This window comes from Streptomyces sp. SID5469, assembly GCF_009862865.1.
In the GTDB taxonomy this organism is placed as follows: Bacteria; Actinomycetota; Actinomycetes; order Streptomycetales; family Streptomycetaceae; genus Streptomyces; species Streptomyces avermitilis.
In genome coordinates, this window is record NZ_WWIN01000001.1 from 4,053,978 (window position 1) to 4,069,020 (window position 15,043).

Here is a 15,043-nt window from a genome sequence, read left to right on the forward strand (position 1 = left end):
TCCCCCTCCCCTCTCCCCCCTTTTCCCTCACCGGAGGCCCCAGTGGACCGCGCACCAGGCACACCCCCACGCAGACGCACCCCCCTACGCACCCCGAGGCGCACCCGCACATGGGCGGGGCTCCTCGCCGCCGTACTGGGTGCGTCCGTCCTCTCCCTCACCGGTGCCGGTCCGGCCTCGGCCGCGGACGTCAACAACGCGAAGAACGGCGGCTACGAGTCGGGCCTCGGCAACTGGACGTGTTCCGCGAGCAGCGGTACGACCGTCTCCTCGCCGGTGCACGGCGGTTCGGCCGCGCTGAAGGCGACGCCGGCCGGCCAGGACAACGCGAAGTGCACCCAGACGGTCGCGGTCAAGCCCAACTCGACGTACACGCTGAGCGCCTGGGTGCAGGGCGGGTACGCCTACCTGGGCGCGAGCGGCACGGGTACGACGGACGTGTCGACGTGGACACCGGACTCGACGTCCTGGAAGCAGCTGACCACCACCTTCACGACCGGCGCCGCGACGACGTCAGTGACGGTCTACACGCACGGCTGGTACGGGCAGGCGGCGTACTACGCCGACGACCTGTCCGTCTTCGGCCCCGACGGCGGCGGCGGTTCGGACCCCGCGCCCACGGTCCCCGCGGCCCCGGCGGGCCTCGCCGTGTCGTCCACCACGTCCTCCTCCGTCTCCCTGTCCTGGAACAGCGTCTCCGGAGCGACGGGCTACAACGTGTACCGGGCCGGTACGAAGGTCCAGTCGGTGACGGGCACGTCGGCGACGGTGTCCTCCCTCGCCGCCTCGACGTCGTACTCCTTCCAGGTCACGGCGACGAACGCGGCGGGTGAGTCGGCGAAGTCGGCGGCGGTGACGGGCACGACGAGCGCCTCCTCGGGCGGGGGCGGGGGTTCCGTGCCGAAGCACGCGGTGACGGGCTACTGGCAGAACTTCAACAACGGGGCGCAGGTCCAGAAGATCTCGGACGTCCAGTCGCAGTACGACATCATCGCGGTGGCCTTCGCGGACGCGACGTCGACGCCGGGCGCCGTGAGCTTCAGCCTCGACTCGGCGGGCCTCGGCGGCTACACGGTCGACCAGTTCAAGGCGGACATCAAGGCGAAGCAGACGGCCGGCAAGAAGGTCATCATCTCCATCGGCGGCCAGAACGGCACGGTGTCGGTGAACGACTCGGCCTCGGCGGCGAACTTCGCGAACTCGGTGTACTCCCTGATGCAGACGTACGGCTTCGACGGCGTCGACATCGACCTGGAGAACGGCCTCAACGCGACGTACATGTCGCAGGCGCTGCGGTCCCTCTCCGCCAAGGCGGGCTCGTCCCTGGTCATCACGATGGCGCCGCAGACGATCGACATGCAGTCCACGTCGAACGGGTACTTCCAGACGGCTCTGAACATCAAGGACATCCTCACCGTCGTCAACATGCAGTACTACAACAGCGGTTCGATGCTCGGCTGCGACGGCAAGGTGTACTCGCAGGGCTCGGTCGACTTCCTCACGGCCCTCGCCTGCATCCAGCTCGAAGGCGGCCTCGCCCCGTCCCAGGTGGGCCTCGGCCTGCCGGCCTCGACGAGCGGCGCCGGCAGCGGCTATGTCTCCCCGACGGTGGTGAACAACGCCCTGGACTGCCTGACCAAGGCCACGAACTGCGGCTCCTTCAAGCCCTCGAAGACGTACCCGGACCTGCGCGGCGCGATGACCTGGTCGACGAACTGGGACGCGTCGGCGGGGAACGCGTGGTCGAACGGGGTGGGGGCGCACGTGCACGCGCTGCCGTAGCGCTCTGCGGTTCCTCGGTAGGTGGAACTGGCAGTGCTCGGCCGGGAACGCGACGGGGGTCCTGGGTTTCCGGGGCTCCCGTCGGCCGGGATCTGCCGGTCGCGGGGGTGCCGCCGTGCGCTGAGCCGCGTGCCGGTGTGATGATTCCGCGCATGGTTGATCACGGAGGAGTGGGCGGGGCGGCGGGAGGCGTACGCCGGTCCAGAATCGCGGAGTACGCCGACACGACGGTCCCGGAAACGACGCCCGCGGGACCCGTGCCGGAGCCGCCGCCCGAGCGTACGGACGCGGACGACCCCGCCCGCCGACGCCGCGAAGCGGCCGCCCTGCTGGGCGAGTTCCGACGTACGGCCGTCCTCCTCCCCCTCTCCGAGGACGGCGCCCCGCTCATCGCCGGCTCCGGCGGGGAGGTGAAGTTGTGTCCTACTTCATGAACAACGTCATGGGGGAATCCATCGACGAAGCGACGATTCGGAGCATCTTGTCAGGCCTGCTGGGATCAGATGACGAGCATTCCGACGTCTCCTTGGTTCACGAGTCAGGATGGTCCCTCAGCGTCCGTCCCGACAAGGTACTGCGGTGGGAGAACGTCGAGGAATCCTCAGTTCCGGCCCGCGAATTGCCTCTTGGTTCTTGGGATGACGTCACGCGAGCCCTGTCTAAGCTGTCGCGTGGGGACGTACAGGCAGTGAGCGCATAGCGGACAAGCGGCTGCGGTGCACGTGGCCGGCACCTTTGAACGGGAACGAAAACGACAAGAATCGGAAAGATGCACCGCGAATTCACCGTGCCAGACGACCATGAAATCCTCGACACACTGGGGGAGTGGCCGGAGACCGACGAGGACGGCAGCGCTCGTCTCCTTAAGCTGTCAGGCGGCGAGGACGGGGACGTGCTCCTCTCCTACGACTCCTTGAGCCAATCCGTGCGGGTGCGTTGGATCAATCCTGCTGGAGAAAAGATCCTCGACCTGTTCCGTGAAGGTGCCATAAAAATGTCCGTAACAGCCACCGCCAACAATACCTCCATTACCCTCGACTTCAGTCTGGGCGAATGCAGCGGGGAGATCAATATTCAGATTTCCCCCCGCCTTGTCATAACCGACCGTATTCTTCTCGTCTGAGGAAATCTCAAGAGGCGCAGACATGTCATTCGGGCCGCCACCCAACACTTTCGACCCTCCCGCTACGTTGACTGATTCAAGAAATTCGAGAAGCAGTCGGGGCCGACGCGAGAGACTCAGGCGCGCCTTGGAAGGATTTGGAAACGTGGTGTGGATGCGCTCACCCATGGAGCGCCACCCGATTTACGGTTATCGACAGGTATCCTTTGCGTCATGGCGCTTCGAGGAGCCGTCAGATTTCCTGAAGACGAAATTCGAGTCCCTCGTTCAGGACACCCCTACGAATCTAGAGTGGAGATTCAAGGCCGCACGCAACTGGATGATTGCTCCCGCCCGGCTCGTCGATCAGGCAGGCCAAGGTGGGGAGTTCTTCAATGAGGCCGTGGTGTCCATCACGGAACATGATCAGGAATTTTGCGCTTCCGCCGAAGAGGATCTCATGCAGATTTTGATCACCCTGGAAGAGGGAGGAGGAAAGAGCTGATCAAACGCGAGTCGGCCAGACCTTATACCACTTCGTCGCGGTTGCCTATAAACGTGAATGAGACCAGCGCAGGAAAAATTCAACTCTATTCCATTGAGGAGCAGGACTCCCAGGTGGCCACTTGTATCGTTCGCTGCGTGGGCGGCGAGGTGCGAACGGGCCAGTTGTTCGACGTCGGCGCCTCAGCCGGTGTACCCACGGGCGAGACTCAAGTCGTTTTGGACTGGATTGAGCGCTACGGGCAACGTGCAGATTTCCTTAGCCCTCCCCACAGCGCGATGATCCATTTGTCTGGGAGAGGCGTGGCACTGCTGACTCGTAACCTCACCATCACGTCCATTGAGAGACCGCACAAGGCTGCACGTAACGCGCAAGGCGCAGCATGAATTCACCGCACCTCGCCGTCACCGACCACACTCTTTGCGTCTGAACTGATAACCAGGGGGAACAGACATGTCATTCGGGCCGCCACCCGACGTCTCTCAGGCTCCGTTTCCGCCTGGCTGGACGCCACCGACGGCTGTCGAGAAGGCTTTGTTCGAGGCCCGGGCGCGGGGGGACTGGGCGGCGTTCCACGACGCGCTCGCTCGGACCGTGCTCTATTTCGAGGTGGGGCGCGACGAGACCGATGCCGATCCCGACGGCATCTTTCCCCGCTTCCATCGCAACCTCCGGACCGGCGCCCGATGGTGGAAGGTGTTCACCATGGGCATGTTGCCCGCTCCGCAGCCCGACCTGGTGTTCGCCCGCAGGTCCCTGCGCTGGTTCGCACGCGCCTGGCAGCCCACCGATCCGCCGACGCTGCTGGTCAATCCCGACAGCCCTTGCGAGGTCGCCCTGCCCTTGGGGCCCGCACATTCCACGGAGTGGTCCCGGGTCGCCGAGCACGTGGGCGAACCGTCCATCGCCATGCAGTTGCGCTCCCTCCACGCCGGCGGTCCGCTCCACGGCCCCGTCGCCCACGGTCTCGCCTGCGGCGCCCTCCTCTGCGTCAACAACGGCTCGCTCTGGAACGCCATGGCCTGGCACGGCACCGGCTACGGCAGCGAGCGCCGGCGGCTGCGTGAGTGGTGGGGCATCACCAGCCGGGAGGAGTGGCAGTACTACCTGCGCAGCCTTCTGGCCTGCGATGCCTCCAGCTCCGTCTGGGAGTTCGCCCTCGGACTGCGCCGCACCATCGCCCGAGATTTCGGCGGGCATGTCGACATCGGGTACTGGCGGCAGGCCGTCGCCAACGTACTGCGCGCCGAAGCCGGCGGCTCGACCGTACTCAGCGCCGACGGCGTCACGAAGAGCGAGCCACGTCCCGAGTCGGAGACCGAAGCGAAGATCGAAGGTGTGCAGCGGCTCATCGGGCGCATCACGCGGTACGAGGCACGCATGCGCGCCGATGGGGTGCTGGACGAGGGCCGGTATGTGACGTCGGTCGAGGCCTGGGACCTCGGGCGAGCCTCGAAGATGGCCCGGTGGGGGCTCGGCGCCCGGTTCGGGACGTTGCAGGAGGCCGAGGCCGCGGTCGTCCAGGCCGGACGCAGCGCCGCTCTCTCCTACCGCTCCTGGCAGGACTTCTCCGCCGCCTACATCCTCGGGCGCTGTCTCCACTTCGACGAGGAGGAGTTCGGGGACTGGTACCAGGACATGGTCTCCGCCCATCGGATCCTGATGTCCGAGCCCGGTAGCCCCTGGCTCAACATTCCGTTCAAGTAGCGGTGGCGCTGGGCACGGCGGCGGAGCCGTACGCCGCCGCGCTCGCCCTCGGCAGGGTCGCCCACATCCGCGTGCCGCCGCCCGGCTCCCGGGACTCGCCGAAGCCCCAGTCGCCTTCGCAGGCCCGGCATACGCAGGCCAGTACGCGGAGGGCTGCCCTGCGGCGGGTGTCGCAGGCCGCGGCCAGGCGGGGTTGTGTGTGGCGGGGGTGGCTGTCGTAGACGATCACTCGGAGGGTGGCGGCTCGGTAGCGGAGGGACAGGTAGTAATCCGGCGCCTGTGTGAACTGGGCTGCGGTTGCGGTGAGTTCGCCGACCGCCTGGAGCGCCGCGTCCATGATGTCCGGCAGGGCGTGCGCCTCCAGGAACGCGCGGGTCGCCGCTCGTGCCACGGCCGGGCTGGAGAGCGCGGCCGGGAGCGTGAGGCTGTAGGCCAGGGTTTCGGGACGGGGTGGGGTGGGGTCCGCCGGGTATGCGGTCGCCAGCGGGCAGCGGGCCGCTGAACGGGTCTCGGGCATCAAGGTGGGGCTCCCTACGGGTGCGGACGGTGACGGCAGCGGTGGCTTGTCTCCCTGGCGCGGGCCCGCCCCTCCCAGGGCAGGAGGTTGCGGGCAGGCTCGCGCGATGCGCTTCCAACTGCCGGGGGTAGCTGACCTGTTACGGAATGTAGAGACACGGGAGTCACTGTGTCCATCGCTCTGGAGATAATTACCCCCTTCGTGCGTGGACCTGGTCGCGCCGGGAGGGCAGACTGTCGCCATGCCAACCAGATCCACTCCGACGGAACGGCAGAAGCGGCTCGGCGCCGAGCTACGAAAGATGAGGCTGGCCGCGGGTGCGCCCACGGAGTACGCCGCGGGGCTCCTGGGCATCGACAGGACACGGCTGTCCAACATGGAGTCGGGTATCCGCCCGTTCTCGCCGGACCGCGTCCGCACACTGGCCTGCAACTACAGCTGCACGGACGACGGTTACATCGAAGCCCTGGTCGCCATGACGTCGACGAAGGAGCGCGGCTGGTGGGAGCGCCATCGAGGAATCCTGCCCTCAGGGCTCTTGGACATCGCCGAGCTCGAATGGCATGCCACCCGCGTCCGGACCGCTCAAGTCATGCATGCACCCGGCCTGCTCCAGACCGAGGACTACGCCCGAGGCGTGTTCACCGCTGTCCTGCCGCCGTTGACCCGACTAGAGGTCGAGCTGCGCGTCGCACATCGCATGGAGCGCCAGCAAGTCCTGGAGCGACCGAGCCCGCTCCCGTACATCGCCTACGTCCACGAAGCCGTTCTGCGCATGCCGTACGGCGGCACGGAAGCCACCCAGCAGCAGCTGAAGCATCTGTGCTCCCAGTCCGAGCGGGAGAACATCGAGGTCCGCGTGATCCCCACGTCCACGGGCGGGTTCCCCGGCGCAGGGCATGCGTTGCTCTACGCGGACGGAGCAGTTCCCCAACTCGACACCGTGCAACTGGACTCGGCTCATGGACCGGAGTTCACCCACGCCGATGCCCAGCTCACGAAGTACCGTTCCCATCTGAACTGGATGGACGGCGCGGCGATGACGTCCGCGGCATCACGCGACCTCATCCGCAAGATCGCCCGCGACCTGTAGGAGACGCCGTGAACGACCGCATCGCTTGGGAAGAACCCTTCTGCGGCGAAGGCAACAACTGCTTCCGCCTCGGCACCGACAACGAGGGCAACGCCTACATAGCCGTAGCCGGCGCCGAGGACTCCTACCTCAGCGACAGTCGCGAAGCACTCCGTACCCTCATCCGCGACATCAAGGCCGGCAAAGCCGACCACCTGCTCTGAGTCAGCCGCCGGGGCGGTAGTAGCGGTAGTGCCCGATCACCAACGCCACTTGGTTGAGCCACTCGTGCAGGCGTTCGCGGCGCTTCGCGTCGACCACGCACTCGTACAGCATGCCGTCGGCGTGGATCACGGCCATCATCAGTGACTTGCCGTTGCCGCTCGGCTGGTGGTGGACGCTGCGGATTTCCGGCCAGGGGAACTCCGCGGTCACGCCGTTGCATTCGAAGGTGACCCCCGTCTCGTCCACGACCACGGAGTTGTGGCGGTCGACGGCGAGGAACTCCGGGGCGGCGGCGGGCGCGGGGTACGGCGCGTACGAAGGTGGGGGCGGGCCGAAGCCCGTGGGCGCCGGGGGCGGTACGGGCTGGCTGTAGCCCGGGTGCGGTACGGGCGGGCCGTAGCCCGGAGGTGCCGTGGGCGGTACGGGTGGTGGGGGCGGGGTGCCGTACGGGGGCTGGTTCATTCTCTTCTCCCCTGTTCGCCTCGGTCGACACCGACCATGTGCCGCTGTCAGTATGCCGTGCGCCCGCATCCCGGGCGCACACCCCCGCTCTCCCCCGCCGCCCCGCAGTCGGCCTTCGCCTACGCCACACGGCTGGTTTTCGATCGGTTTGCGCCAACGGCTCTATGTCGGTACTTGACCTGCTCATGCCACGCACGCACCATGAGCGCCACACCCGCACCACGTACGTCGCACTGAAAGCGCCACCCCCCACCTCCACACCAAGGAGACTTCATGCGACTTCGTATCCGCGGCAGGGGCCCACGAAGCGGCAGACGCACCGCCGCCCTCGCCACCCTGCTGGCCCTCGCCCTCGCGGCGCCGGTCGGCGGCGCCGTCACCGACGCCACCGCGACCGGTGCGAGGGCGAGCGACCCCTCGGCCGATGACGTCCGGCAGTACGAGATCCACCAGAGCACCACCCCCGTGACCCGCACCGCCATCCAGCAGACCGGCGTGACCGTGGACGAGGCCGACGAGGAGACCGTCGTCGTCTCCGGCCGCGCGGCCCAGATCAAGAAGCTGCGCGGGCTCGGTTACGACCTCTCGCCGCTGGGCTCGGCACCGGATCGTTCGAGCGGCTCCGACGTACGGCTGTTCGACTTCCCGTCGGCCGACTCGAAGTACCACAACTACGCCGAGACGAACACCGAGATCGACCAGCGGCTCGCGGCCTACCCGGGCATCATGAGCAAGCGTGTGATCGGCACGTCGTACCAGGGCCGGAACATCGTCGCCATCAAGGTCAGCGACAACGTGGCGACCGACGAGAACGAGCCCGAGGTCATCCTCACCTTCCACCAGCACGCCCGCGAGCACCTGACGGTGGAGATGGCGCTGTATCTGCTGCGTGAGCTCGGGGCCGGATACGGCAGCGACTCCCGCGTCACCAACATGGTGAACAACCGTGAGATCTGGATCGTCCCGGACCTCAACCCGGACGGCGGCGAGTACGACATCGCGACCGGGTCCTATCGGTCATGGCGCAAGAACCGTCAGCCCAACTCCGGTTCCTCGTACGTCGGTACGGACCTGAACCGCAACTGGAACTACAAGTGGGGCTGCTGCGGCGGCTCGTCGGGGTCGACGTCCTCGGAGACCTACCGCGGCACGTCGGCCGAGTCGGCGCCCGAGGTGAAGGTGGTCTCCGACTTCGTACGCAGCCGGGTCGTCGGCGGGAAGCAGCAGATCAAGGCCGGGATCGACTTCCACACCTACAGCGAGCTGGTGCTGTGGCCCTTCGGCTACACCTACTCGGACACCGCGACCGGCATGACGGCGGACGACGCCGCCGCGTTCAAGGCCGTCGGCCAGAAGATGGCCGCCAGCAACGGGTACACGCCGGAGCAGTCCAGCGACCTGTACATCACCGACGGTTCGATCGACGACTACCTCTGGGGCAGCCAGAAGATCTTCGACTACACCTTCGAGATGTACCCGTCGTCCAGCTCCGGCGGCGGCTTCTACCCGCCCGACGAGGTCATCGAGCGGGAGACGTCACGCAACCGGGACGCGGTGCTGCAGTTGCTGGAGAACGCGGACTGCATGTACCGGTCGATCGGCAAGGAAGCGCAGTACTGCACCTGACGGCAGATCACGTCGCGCTGGGCGCCTACTCCTGGAAGTAGGCGTCCAGCACCTCGTCGAGCTTCGTCTCCCACTCCTTGAAGCGAGAGCGGGACGACGCCTCGATCTCGATCGGGTACCAGCGGCGGTCCGGGGTGTGGACCGTGATCGTGAACCGCTTGCCGAAGCGCGGCGACTCGGTCTCCACCGCGCCGATCTCGTCCCAGCGGAACTCCGCCTCCTGGTCGTCCAGGCGCAGTCGTACGCCTCTGCCGTCGGCGACGATGCTCGCTCGCCGGTCGGAGGCCTCGAAGGCGGGGCCCTCGGTGTCGGCCTCGTCGTCGGCTTCCTCTGCGGGTTCCTCCTCGGCCTCGTCGGCGGGCTCGTCGTCGGCCTCGTCGGAGACCTTGCCGGAGGCCTTGCCGAGGGACGGCTTCTGCGCCGCCTTCCCGGCGGGGGCTTCCTCGGAGGTCTTGTCCTCCGGGGAAGCCTCGTCCGCGGCCTCGGCCGCCTTCTCCGGCTCGGCCGCGCCCTCGGGCTCGGCCGTGCTCTTCGGCTCCGCGGACACGGTCGGCGTGAGCCCGGGAATGAACGCCGGATCGACCGCGGCGACGTCCAGGGGCTGGCTGTTCGAACCTATGCGCTGCTCCACAGCGGGAAGTATGGTCGAAGAACCTGTGTCGGCAACAGCCGCCCCGCAAGCCCCGTGTGCCACCAGCGGTGCCGGCCGCCCGTCAGTCGCCCGTCGGACACCCCCAGTCGGCCCGTCAGCCGCCCGTCAGTCGTCCATGAACACGATCCGGCGCGAGGGCTTCGCCCCGCCCGGTGCCGCGCTGACCGTGGAACGCCCGGCGGGCAGCGCGCGTTCGCGGCCCCAGGCCCTGATCTCCTCGATCTGCTCGGGGTTGACCCGGCTCATCGGGACCGTGTTGGCGAAGGTGTCCCGCAGGAACGACGCCTTCAGACCGTCGGCCCCGCCGATGCGGCGCGCCTCCAGGCCCACGTCGTGCAGTGCCGACTCGATGTCCGAGCCGGCGAACCCCTCGGACAGGTCGACGAGCTGGTCCACCTGGTCCCGGTCGGGCTCGCCCTGAAGATAGCGCTGGTAGTACAGCTCGATGATCTCCTTGCGGTCCTGCGCGTCCGGCAGGTCCACGAAGAACAGCTCGTCGAAGCGGCCCTTGCGCAGCAGCTCGGGCGGCAGGCTGCGGATGTCGTTGGCGGTGGCCACGACGAAGGCGCGCGACTGGGACTCCTGGAGCCAGAACAGGAACTGCCCGATGATCCGCTGCGGTACCCCGGAGCCGTCGTCCCGGCCCGCGAGCCCCTTCTCGATCTCGTCGATCCACAGGACGCACGGCGCCACCCGGTCCGCCATCGCGAGCGCCTCCCGGAAACGGCCCTCGGACTCGCCGAGGTACTTGCCGTGGATGGCACCCATGTCGAGCCGGTACAGCGGAAGTTGCCACTCGTGGGCGATCGCCTTCGCCGACAGGGACTTGCCACAGCCCGGCACGCCCACCAGAAGCACCCCGCGCGGTGGGCGCAGCGCGCTGTCGCGCAGGTCCTCGTGCAGCTGCCAGTGCTTGCGCTGGAGCCATTCGCGCAGGCTGCTCAGACCGCCGACCGTGTAGTCGGCCTCCTTGAGCTGCACCCGTTCCAGACCGGTGAGGTCGCTGAAGATGCGGTCCTTGGCCTGGGCGAGCCCGAGGACGTCCGCCTTCTGGATGGAGCCCTTGGCCGCGATGGTCGCCATCAGGTTGATGCACTCGGCCTCGGTGACACCGAGCAGGAACTCGGCGGCCCGCCGGCCGTCGGCCTCGTCCCACTCGATGGGGATGTGCCCGTGGTGGTCGCCGAGGAAGCCGCTGAGGATGCCGTACATCTCGTCGGCGTCCGGCAGGTCGAGGTGCAGGCTCATGCCGAGCCGCTGCAACCCGCTCCAGATGGGGGTGTCCGTGATGAGGACGATGCTGCCCATGTTGCTGTCGGCGAGCCGGGCCAGCTCGGCGATGTGCCGGGTGATCGGGGTGTCTCCGCCCAGGTCGTCGGGGTCGACGAAGACGACCGTGGCGTTCGCCCTGCTGGTGAACTGGGCCGCCGCGAAGTCCATCGCGCCGGTCAGCGAACGGTCGTCCTGCACGGGCGCGTTGGTGCGCAGGTCACGCAGGCCGGTGGCCCGGGTGTAGATCCAGAACGGCATGCTGCTGCGGCGCGGCTGGGTGGCGGCCTCGCGCAGCAGCCGCAGGGCGCGCTGCTGCTCGATGGTGCGCATCCCGATGACCGGGACCCGGGCGGAGATGTAGCTGTCGAGGTACTGGAGGCTCTCGGTGTAGTTCGACATGCGCGATACGGGCCTTCGAAGCGAGGTCGGTGCTGCGGACGGGGCCGGGGCCTCATGTGCGCGGCGCGGGCGGGAACTGCTGTACGGGACGGATGGAGGGCTTCGGCTGTACCGGGACGGGTGGCGGGCTCCGCTGTACCGGGACCGGTGGCGGGCTTCCGCTGTACCGGGACGGGCGGGGCTTCTGTGCGGCGGTTCAGTCGGGCACGATCCGGCGCCGTGGCCGCGCCGCCGGGTCGTACGCCCAGGCGTCGCCGCCCGCCGCCGGTCCGGAAACCGGCGACCGCCTTCCCGCGGACGGGGGCGCGGACGGGGGCGCGAGCGGTGGCGGGGGCGCGGTGAGCACGCTCGTGAGGGCGTTCTCACGCAGGGTGCGGCGGCGCCGCTCCAGCAGCCGGGGGTCGGCGCCCCGGCGGGCCTCGGCGTCCAGGTTGCGCTCCAACTGCGCCTGGAGCTCCGGGATCTGCCGGTCGACGAGCCCGGTCAGCTCCTCGCGCACCTTCGGCGGCAGCCCGGGGTGGCCGGCCAGCGCGCGGACGGTGTTCAGTCCGGCCCTGGCCTGGGCCAGCTCGCGGCCGACCGAGAACTCGTCCGTGCTGTGCGCCATGGCCCGCAGAAGCCGCTCGGCCCAGTCGTTCAGCCGGGCGTCCAGCGCGTCCGTGAGGTGCTGGGTCAGGCGGGCCAGCGTGTCGCCCTGGAAGTCCTCCGGGACGATGGCCGGCAGCGTGCCGGGGTCGACGGGTTCCAGGGCCGCCCAGCGGCGCAGGAAGCCGACCCAGGCCGCGTAGGGGCCGCCGTCGCCCCACAGGCCGCTCATGGGGCGCTGCCCGGGCGGCGTACGACGGTCTCGCCGGGTGGCAGGGGCTCCCAGTCGGGCAGCCCCTCCACCACGCGGCGCAGCCTGCTGGTGACCCGCTCGCCGCCCGGACTGCGGGAGGTGGATCCCCAGGGCGACTCGGACCGCTGCCCGGTGGCCGCGCCCCAGGGCGATTCGCCCGGCGGGCGACGGGGTGGCGGCGGGGTGGGACGGTGGGACGTGCTCATGCTGTCGGGTCCTCCTCGCACACGGTCACACTCATGACGTACGGCGCCATGCAAAGCGACTTGTACGGCGCCTTGCGCAGCGCCTCGCACGGCGCCCTGTACGGCGCCTGCCTGCACAGGTTCGTCCTCATGCGGTCGGCTCCTCCCTGCGCACCGTGCGGCCCTCGAACGGGGAGGCTCCGCCGTCCGCGGTGGACAGCGACGTGATCAGCGCGCGGCACTCCGCGTCGACCAGGTCCGCCGCCCGGAACCGCTCGTTCCAGTCGGTCAGCTCGGCGGCCGAGCCGCGCAGTTGGTGCAGCGAGTCGGTCTTGGCCCGGTCCAGCGCCTGCCGGGCCTGATCCTGGAGACGGTCGGCGGACTGCTTGCGGTTGAGGAGGATCAGGCCCCAGACGGCCGCGGTGATCGCCGCCGCCGTGAACGCGAAACCGATGCTGACCTGGCCGAAGATCAGCAGGATGCCGGCCACCACCGCGATCAGCGGCGCCGCCTTCTTCAGCGTCGGATACGCGAGCGCGTCGATGAACGGCTGCATGTGCCGGTCCCAGTGCGCGCCCAGCGACTGTTCGAGGGCGGCCAGCGGCTGGGTGAACGAGCCCGTCCAGGGCGGCAGCCGGAAGGTCTGCGCGCCCACCGAGTGCGTGGTGTCGAAGTGGGCCTGGACGTCCTGCGGGACGGCGAGCCGGTAGTCGCGCGTGGCGCCGGCCTGCGCGTGCTGGAACCACTCCTGGCAGGCGACGACGGCCAGCCGCTGGGTGGCGGGCGAGGTGCCGATCGCCTGCGGGTTGAGCGCGGCGGTGGTCTGCACGGTCAGGTAGTCGAGGGTCTGTTCGTACGAGGCGGCGTCCGCGTCGGCGGCGCCGCGGGCCGCGAGGACGTCACCGTCGTGTTCCACGACCGCCTGGTTGAAGGCGAGGTCGCGACGGAGGGGCAGCTCCTCGTTGTCGTACTCCTTGACGAGCCGGTCGAGGATGTCGTCGACGGCGTCCTCGATCCGCTCCGACGGCTCGAACTCCCGGTTCAGGAGGGCCCGGTACTTGTTCAGCAGCGCCTGGTGGCCGCGGGCCGCGCCGAGCGCCGCGTCCAGCTGCGGCCACTGCGGGGAGACCTGGGAGAGACGCGGGAACTCGGCCTGGGCGGACGGCGCGCGCAGCGTGTCGATCTCGTCGCGCCACCGCTGGACCTGCTTCGCCTGCGTCTCCGCGCTGTCCATCAGCTGCGCGCGCCAGCCGGCCAGCGTGCGGTCGAGCAGATCACGGCCGACGAGCCCGAAGGCGCCCTGCGCGATGGACTCCAGGATGACCGCGAACTCCCGGCCGAGCGCGGTCGGGTCCTGGGCCAGCAGATAGTGCCGCAGCCAGCGCACGGCCGACTCCTTGCGGTCCTGGCGGCGCAGCACCAGCGCGAAGAAGAGGGCGGTGCGGTCCGGTGAGCGCCGGAAGGCCTCCTCGACGGCGCGCTCGCACAGCTGCGGGTCGTCGGCGGACCAGGACGCGAGCGCCACCAGCGCGGGGGCCAGCCAGTAGCGGGGGGTCTGGATCATCAGCTGGTCGCTGACCATCCGCACGTTGTCCTCGGACACCAGACCCACGTCGAAGGCCTGGAGCATGCCCACCGCGGTGCGCCGGACCGTCTTGTGGTGGCCGAACTCGTGGTCGACCTGGTCCTGGATGACGCCGATGCGGGTCTCGGCGCGCTGCACGTTGGCGGTGAACTCGGCCTGTTTGACGAAGGCGAGGAAGTCGGCGCGCAACTGCTGGAGTTCGGTCCGGGCCTGCTGCTGCTCGGCCTCGACCGCCGAGACCTGGCCGGACACCGAGCCGACCTGTTCGCTGAGCCGGAACACGAGGTTGCTGACCTCCTGCACCTGGCGGCGCAGTACGTGGTCCACCTCGGACATGGGTGTCTCCGTTCACGTGCGACTGCTGCTGTCTTGTCTGCTGGGACGGATTGCTGGGACGTACGGCCGTGTTCAGGGACGTACGACCGTGCCGTCCTCGAGGACGGGGAGGATCAGTCCGCCGGCGTAGACCTCGATGTAGGCGTAGGCGCCGGAGCGGGCCAGCATCCGGGCCCCGTCGAACGGGTCGGGCATCCGCTGGGACGGAGCGAAGTGCTTGACGATCACCTGGAAGAGGTTCAACTGGTGGTCCACGTACGGCGGTCCCAGATAGCACCGGGCGACGAAGCCGAGCGGCACGTCGTCGTACGTGGTCGTGTACTCGTCGCGGATCCGGTCGGCCAGCTGCCGGCAGGCGGCCTCGTCCAGTCCGGCGTCGAGCTGCGCCACGGCGTCGAGCAGCCGGCGGGAGCGGGGCTGGTACAGCTCGCGGCGGATCGTCCGCGCGCCGGGCGTGCTCGCGGTCCGCTGCCGGGTCTCGTTCGCCGCGGCGATCAGGCGACGGCCGGTCCCCGCCTGCGTTCCGGGCGCGGCGGGTGTGCCGCCGGGCACAATGCGTCGTGGGTGCTCAATGGGTCCCATGTGTCCCCCGAGAGTCATGGGCGGCGAGCCGGTCGGCATCGGCCGTGTTCAAGCCATGAAGGTTAGTGACGCTTCATCAATGGTGCGAGCATGTTTGACATTTGCTACCCCCGCAACCCGACTAAGCCCGGAATCCGCCCGGTTCACGCCCAGGTGACGCACCAATCCCGCCGGTCCCTCCTGGCAGACTCTCCGC

Annotated in this window: 17 protein-coding genes; 9 read left to right on the forward strand and 8 right to left on the reverse strand. The window is 68.9% G+C overall.

The genetic code is table 11. The features are described 5' to 3' along the window. The first annotated feature begins 135 nt into the window (after positions 1 to 135). From GTY58_RS17060 to GTY58_RS17080, 6 genes are all read left to right on the forward strand, one after another. On the forward strand, positions 136 to 1,782 hold the full coding sequence (locus GTY58_RS17060; RefSeq protein WP_037645244.1) for a glycoside hydrolase family 18 protein: 1,647 nt from the start codon (positions 136 to 138) through the stop codon (positions 1,780 to 1,782). Positions 1,783 to 1,934: 152 nt separating this feature from the next. Continuing rightward, on the forward strand, positions 1,935 to 2,216 hold the full coding sequence (locus GTY58_RS39655) for a hypothetical protein (RefSeq protein ID WP_137865231.1): 282 nt from the start codon (positions 1,935 to 1,937) through the stop codon (positions 2,214 to 2,216). Positions 2,217 to 2,551: 335 nt separating this feature from the next. Further along, a complete protein-coding gene (locus GTY58_RS17065; protein ID WP_010984689.1) occupies positions 2,552 to 2,905 on the forward strand; it encodes a hypothetical protein in 354 nt (117 codons plus the stop codon). 145 nt (positions 2,906 to 3,050) lie between these two features. After that, positions 3,051 to 3,389, forward strand: a complete 339-nt coding sequence (locus tag GTY58_RS17070) for a hypothetical protein (RefSeq protein ID WP_037644985.1) — start codon at positions 3,051 to 3,053, stop codon at positions 3,387 to 3,389. Between the two features lie 53 nt (positions 3,390 to 3,442). Continuing rightward, positions 3,443 to 3,775, forward strand: coding sequence for a hypothetical protein (locus GTY58_RS17075; protein WP_137865229.1), 333 nt, complete (start codon positions 3,443 to 3,445; stop codon positions 3,773 to 3,775). A 148-nt stretch (positions 3,776 to 3,923) separates the two neighbouring features. Further along, positions 3,924 to 5,096 (forward strand): DUF1266 domain-containing protein, encoded by a 1,173-nt coding sequence (locus GTY58_RS17080; RefSeq protein WP_237528806.1) that lies wholly within the window; start codon positions 3,924 to 3,926, stop codon positions 5,094 to 5,096. Here GTY58_RS17080 and GTY58_RS17085 read toward each other — a convergent pair. Further along, positions 5,089 to 5,613 (reverse strand): hypothetical protein, encoded by a 525-nt coding sequence (locus GTY58_RS17085; protein ID WP_010984692.1) that lies wholly within the window; start codon positions 5,611 to 5,613, stop codon positions 5,089 to 5,091. The genes GTY58_RS17080 and GTY58_RS17085 overlap by 8 nt on opposite strands. Before the next feature lie 241 nt (positions 5,614 to 5,854). Between GTY58_RS17085 and GTY58_RS17090 the strand changes: the two genes are divergently transcribed. Both GTY58_RS17090 and GTY58_RS17095 read left to right on the forward strand, forming a co-directional pair. After that, complete coding sequence (locus GTY58_RS17090) at positions 5,855 to 6,706, forward strand: helix-turn-helix transcriptional regulator (RefSeq protein WP_010984693.1); 852 nt, start codon at positions 5,855 to 5,857, stop codon at positions 6,704 to 6,706. An 8-nt stretch (positions 6,707 to 6,714) separates the two neighbouring features. Then, positions 6,715 to 6,909, forward strand: coding sequence for a hypothetical protein (locus GTY58_RS17095; RefSeq protein ID WP_010984694.1), 195 nt, complete (start codon positions 6,715 to 6,717; stop codon positions 6,907 to 6,909). A 1-nt stretch (position 6,910) separates the two neighbouring features. Here GTY58_RS17095 and GTY58_RS17100 read toward each other — a convergent pair whose 3' ends face one another. Beyond that, the gene (locus GTY58_RS17100) at positions 6,911 to 7,372 is read right to left on the reverse strand and encodes a hypothetical protein (RefSeq protein ID WP_037644984.1); all 462 of its coding nucleotides are present in this window, start codon (positions 7,370 to 7,372) and stop codon (positions 6,911 to 6,913) included. A gap of 273 nt (positions 7,373 to 7,645) precedes the next feature. Between GTY58_RS17100 and GTY58_RS17105 the strand changes: the two genes are divergently transcribed. Continuing rightward, positions 7,646 to 8,998 carry a M14 family metallopeptidase gene (locus tag GTY58_RS17105; protein ID WP_010984696.1) on the forward strand — a complete coding sequence of 451 codons (1,353 nt, stop codon included), beginning with the start codon at positions 7,646 to 7,648 and terminating at the stop codon, positions 8,996 to 8,998. 25 nt (positions 8,999 to 9,023) lie between these two features. On the opposite strand, the gene GTY58_RS17110 is transcribed toward GTY58_RS17105, so the two are convergent. The 6 genes from GTY58_RS17110 to GTY58_RS17135 form a co-directional block, all read right to left on the reverse strand. Next, positions 9,024 to 9,629 (reverse strand): hypothetical protein, encoded by a 606-nt coding sequence (locus GTY58_RS17110; RefSeq protein WP_010984697.1) that lies wholly within the window; start codon positions 9,627 to 9,629, stop codon positions 9,024 to 9,026. A 126-nt stretch (positions 9,630 to 9,755) separates the two neighbouring features. Then, positions 9,756 to 11,321, reverse strand: a complete 1,566-nt coding sequence (locus tag GTY58_RS17115) for an AAA family ATPase (RefSeq protein ID WP_010984698.1) — start codon at positions 11,319 to 11,321, stop codon at positions 9,756 to 9,758. Positions 11,322 to 11,517: 196 nt separating this feature from the next. Continuing rightward, complete coding sequence (locus tag GTY58_RS17120) at positions 11,518 to 12,138, reverse strand: hypothetical protein (protein ID WP_010984699.1); 621 nt, start codon at positions 12,136 to 12,138, stop codon at positions 11,518 to 11,520. Continuing rightward, the gene (locus GTY58_RS17125; protein ID WP_137865228.1) at positions 12,135 to 12,365 is read right to left on the reverse strand and encodes a hypothetical protein; all 231 of its coding nucleotides are present in this window, start codon (positions 12,363 to 12,365) and stop codon (positions 12,135 to 12,137) included. Before GTY58_RS17125 ends, GTY58_RS17120 begins: the two co-directional genes overlap by 4 nt. A 127-nt stretch (positions 12,366 to 12,492) precedes the next feature. Further along, positions 12,493 to 14,265, reverse strand: a complete 1,773-nt coding sequence (locus tag GTY58_RS17130; RefSeq protein WP_010984700.1) for a hypothetical protein — start codon at positions 14,263 to 14,265, stop codon at positions 12,493 to 12,495. Between the two features lie 72 nt (positions 14,266 to 14,337). Continuing rightward, positions 14,338 to 14,847, reverse strand: coding sequence for a hypothetical protein (locus GTY58_RS17135; protein WP_202497432.1), 510 nt, complete (start codon positions 14,845 to 14,847; stop codon positions 14,338 to 14,340). Positions 14,848 to 15,043 lie beyond the last annotated feature (196 nt).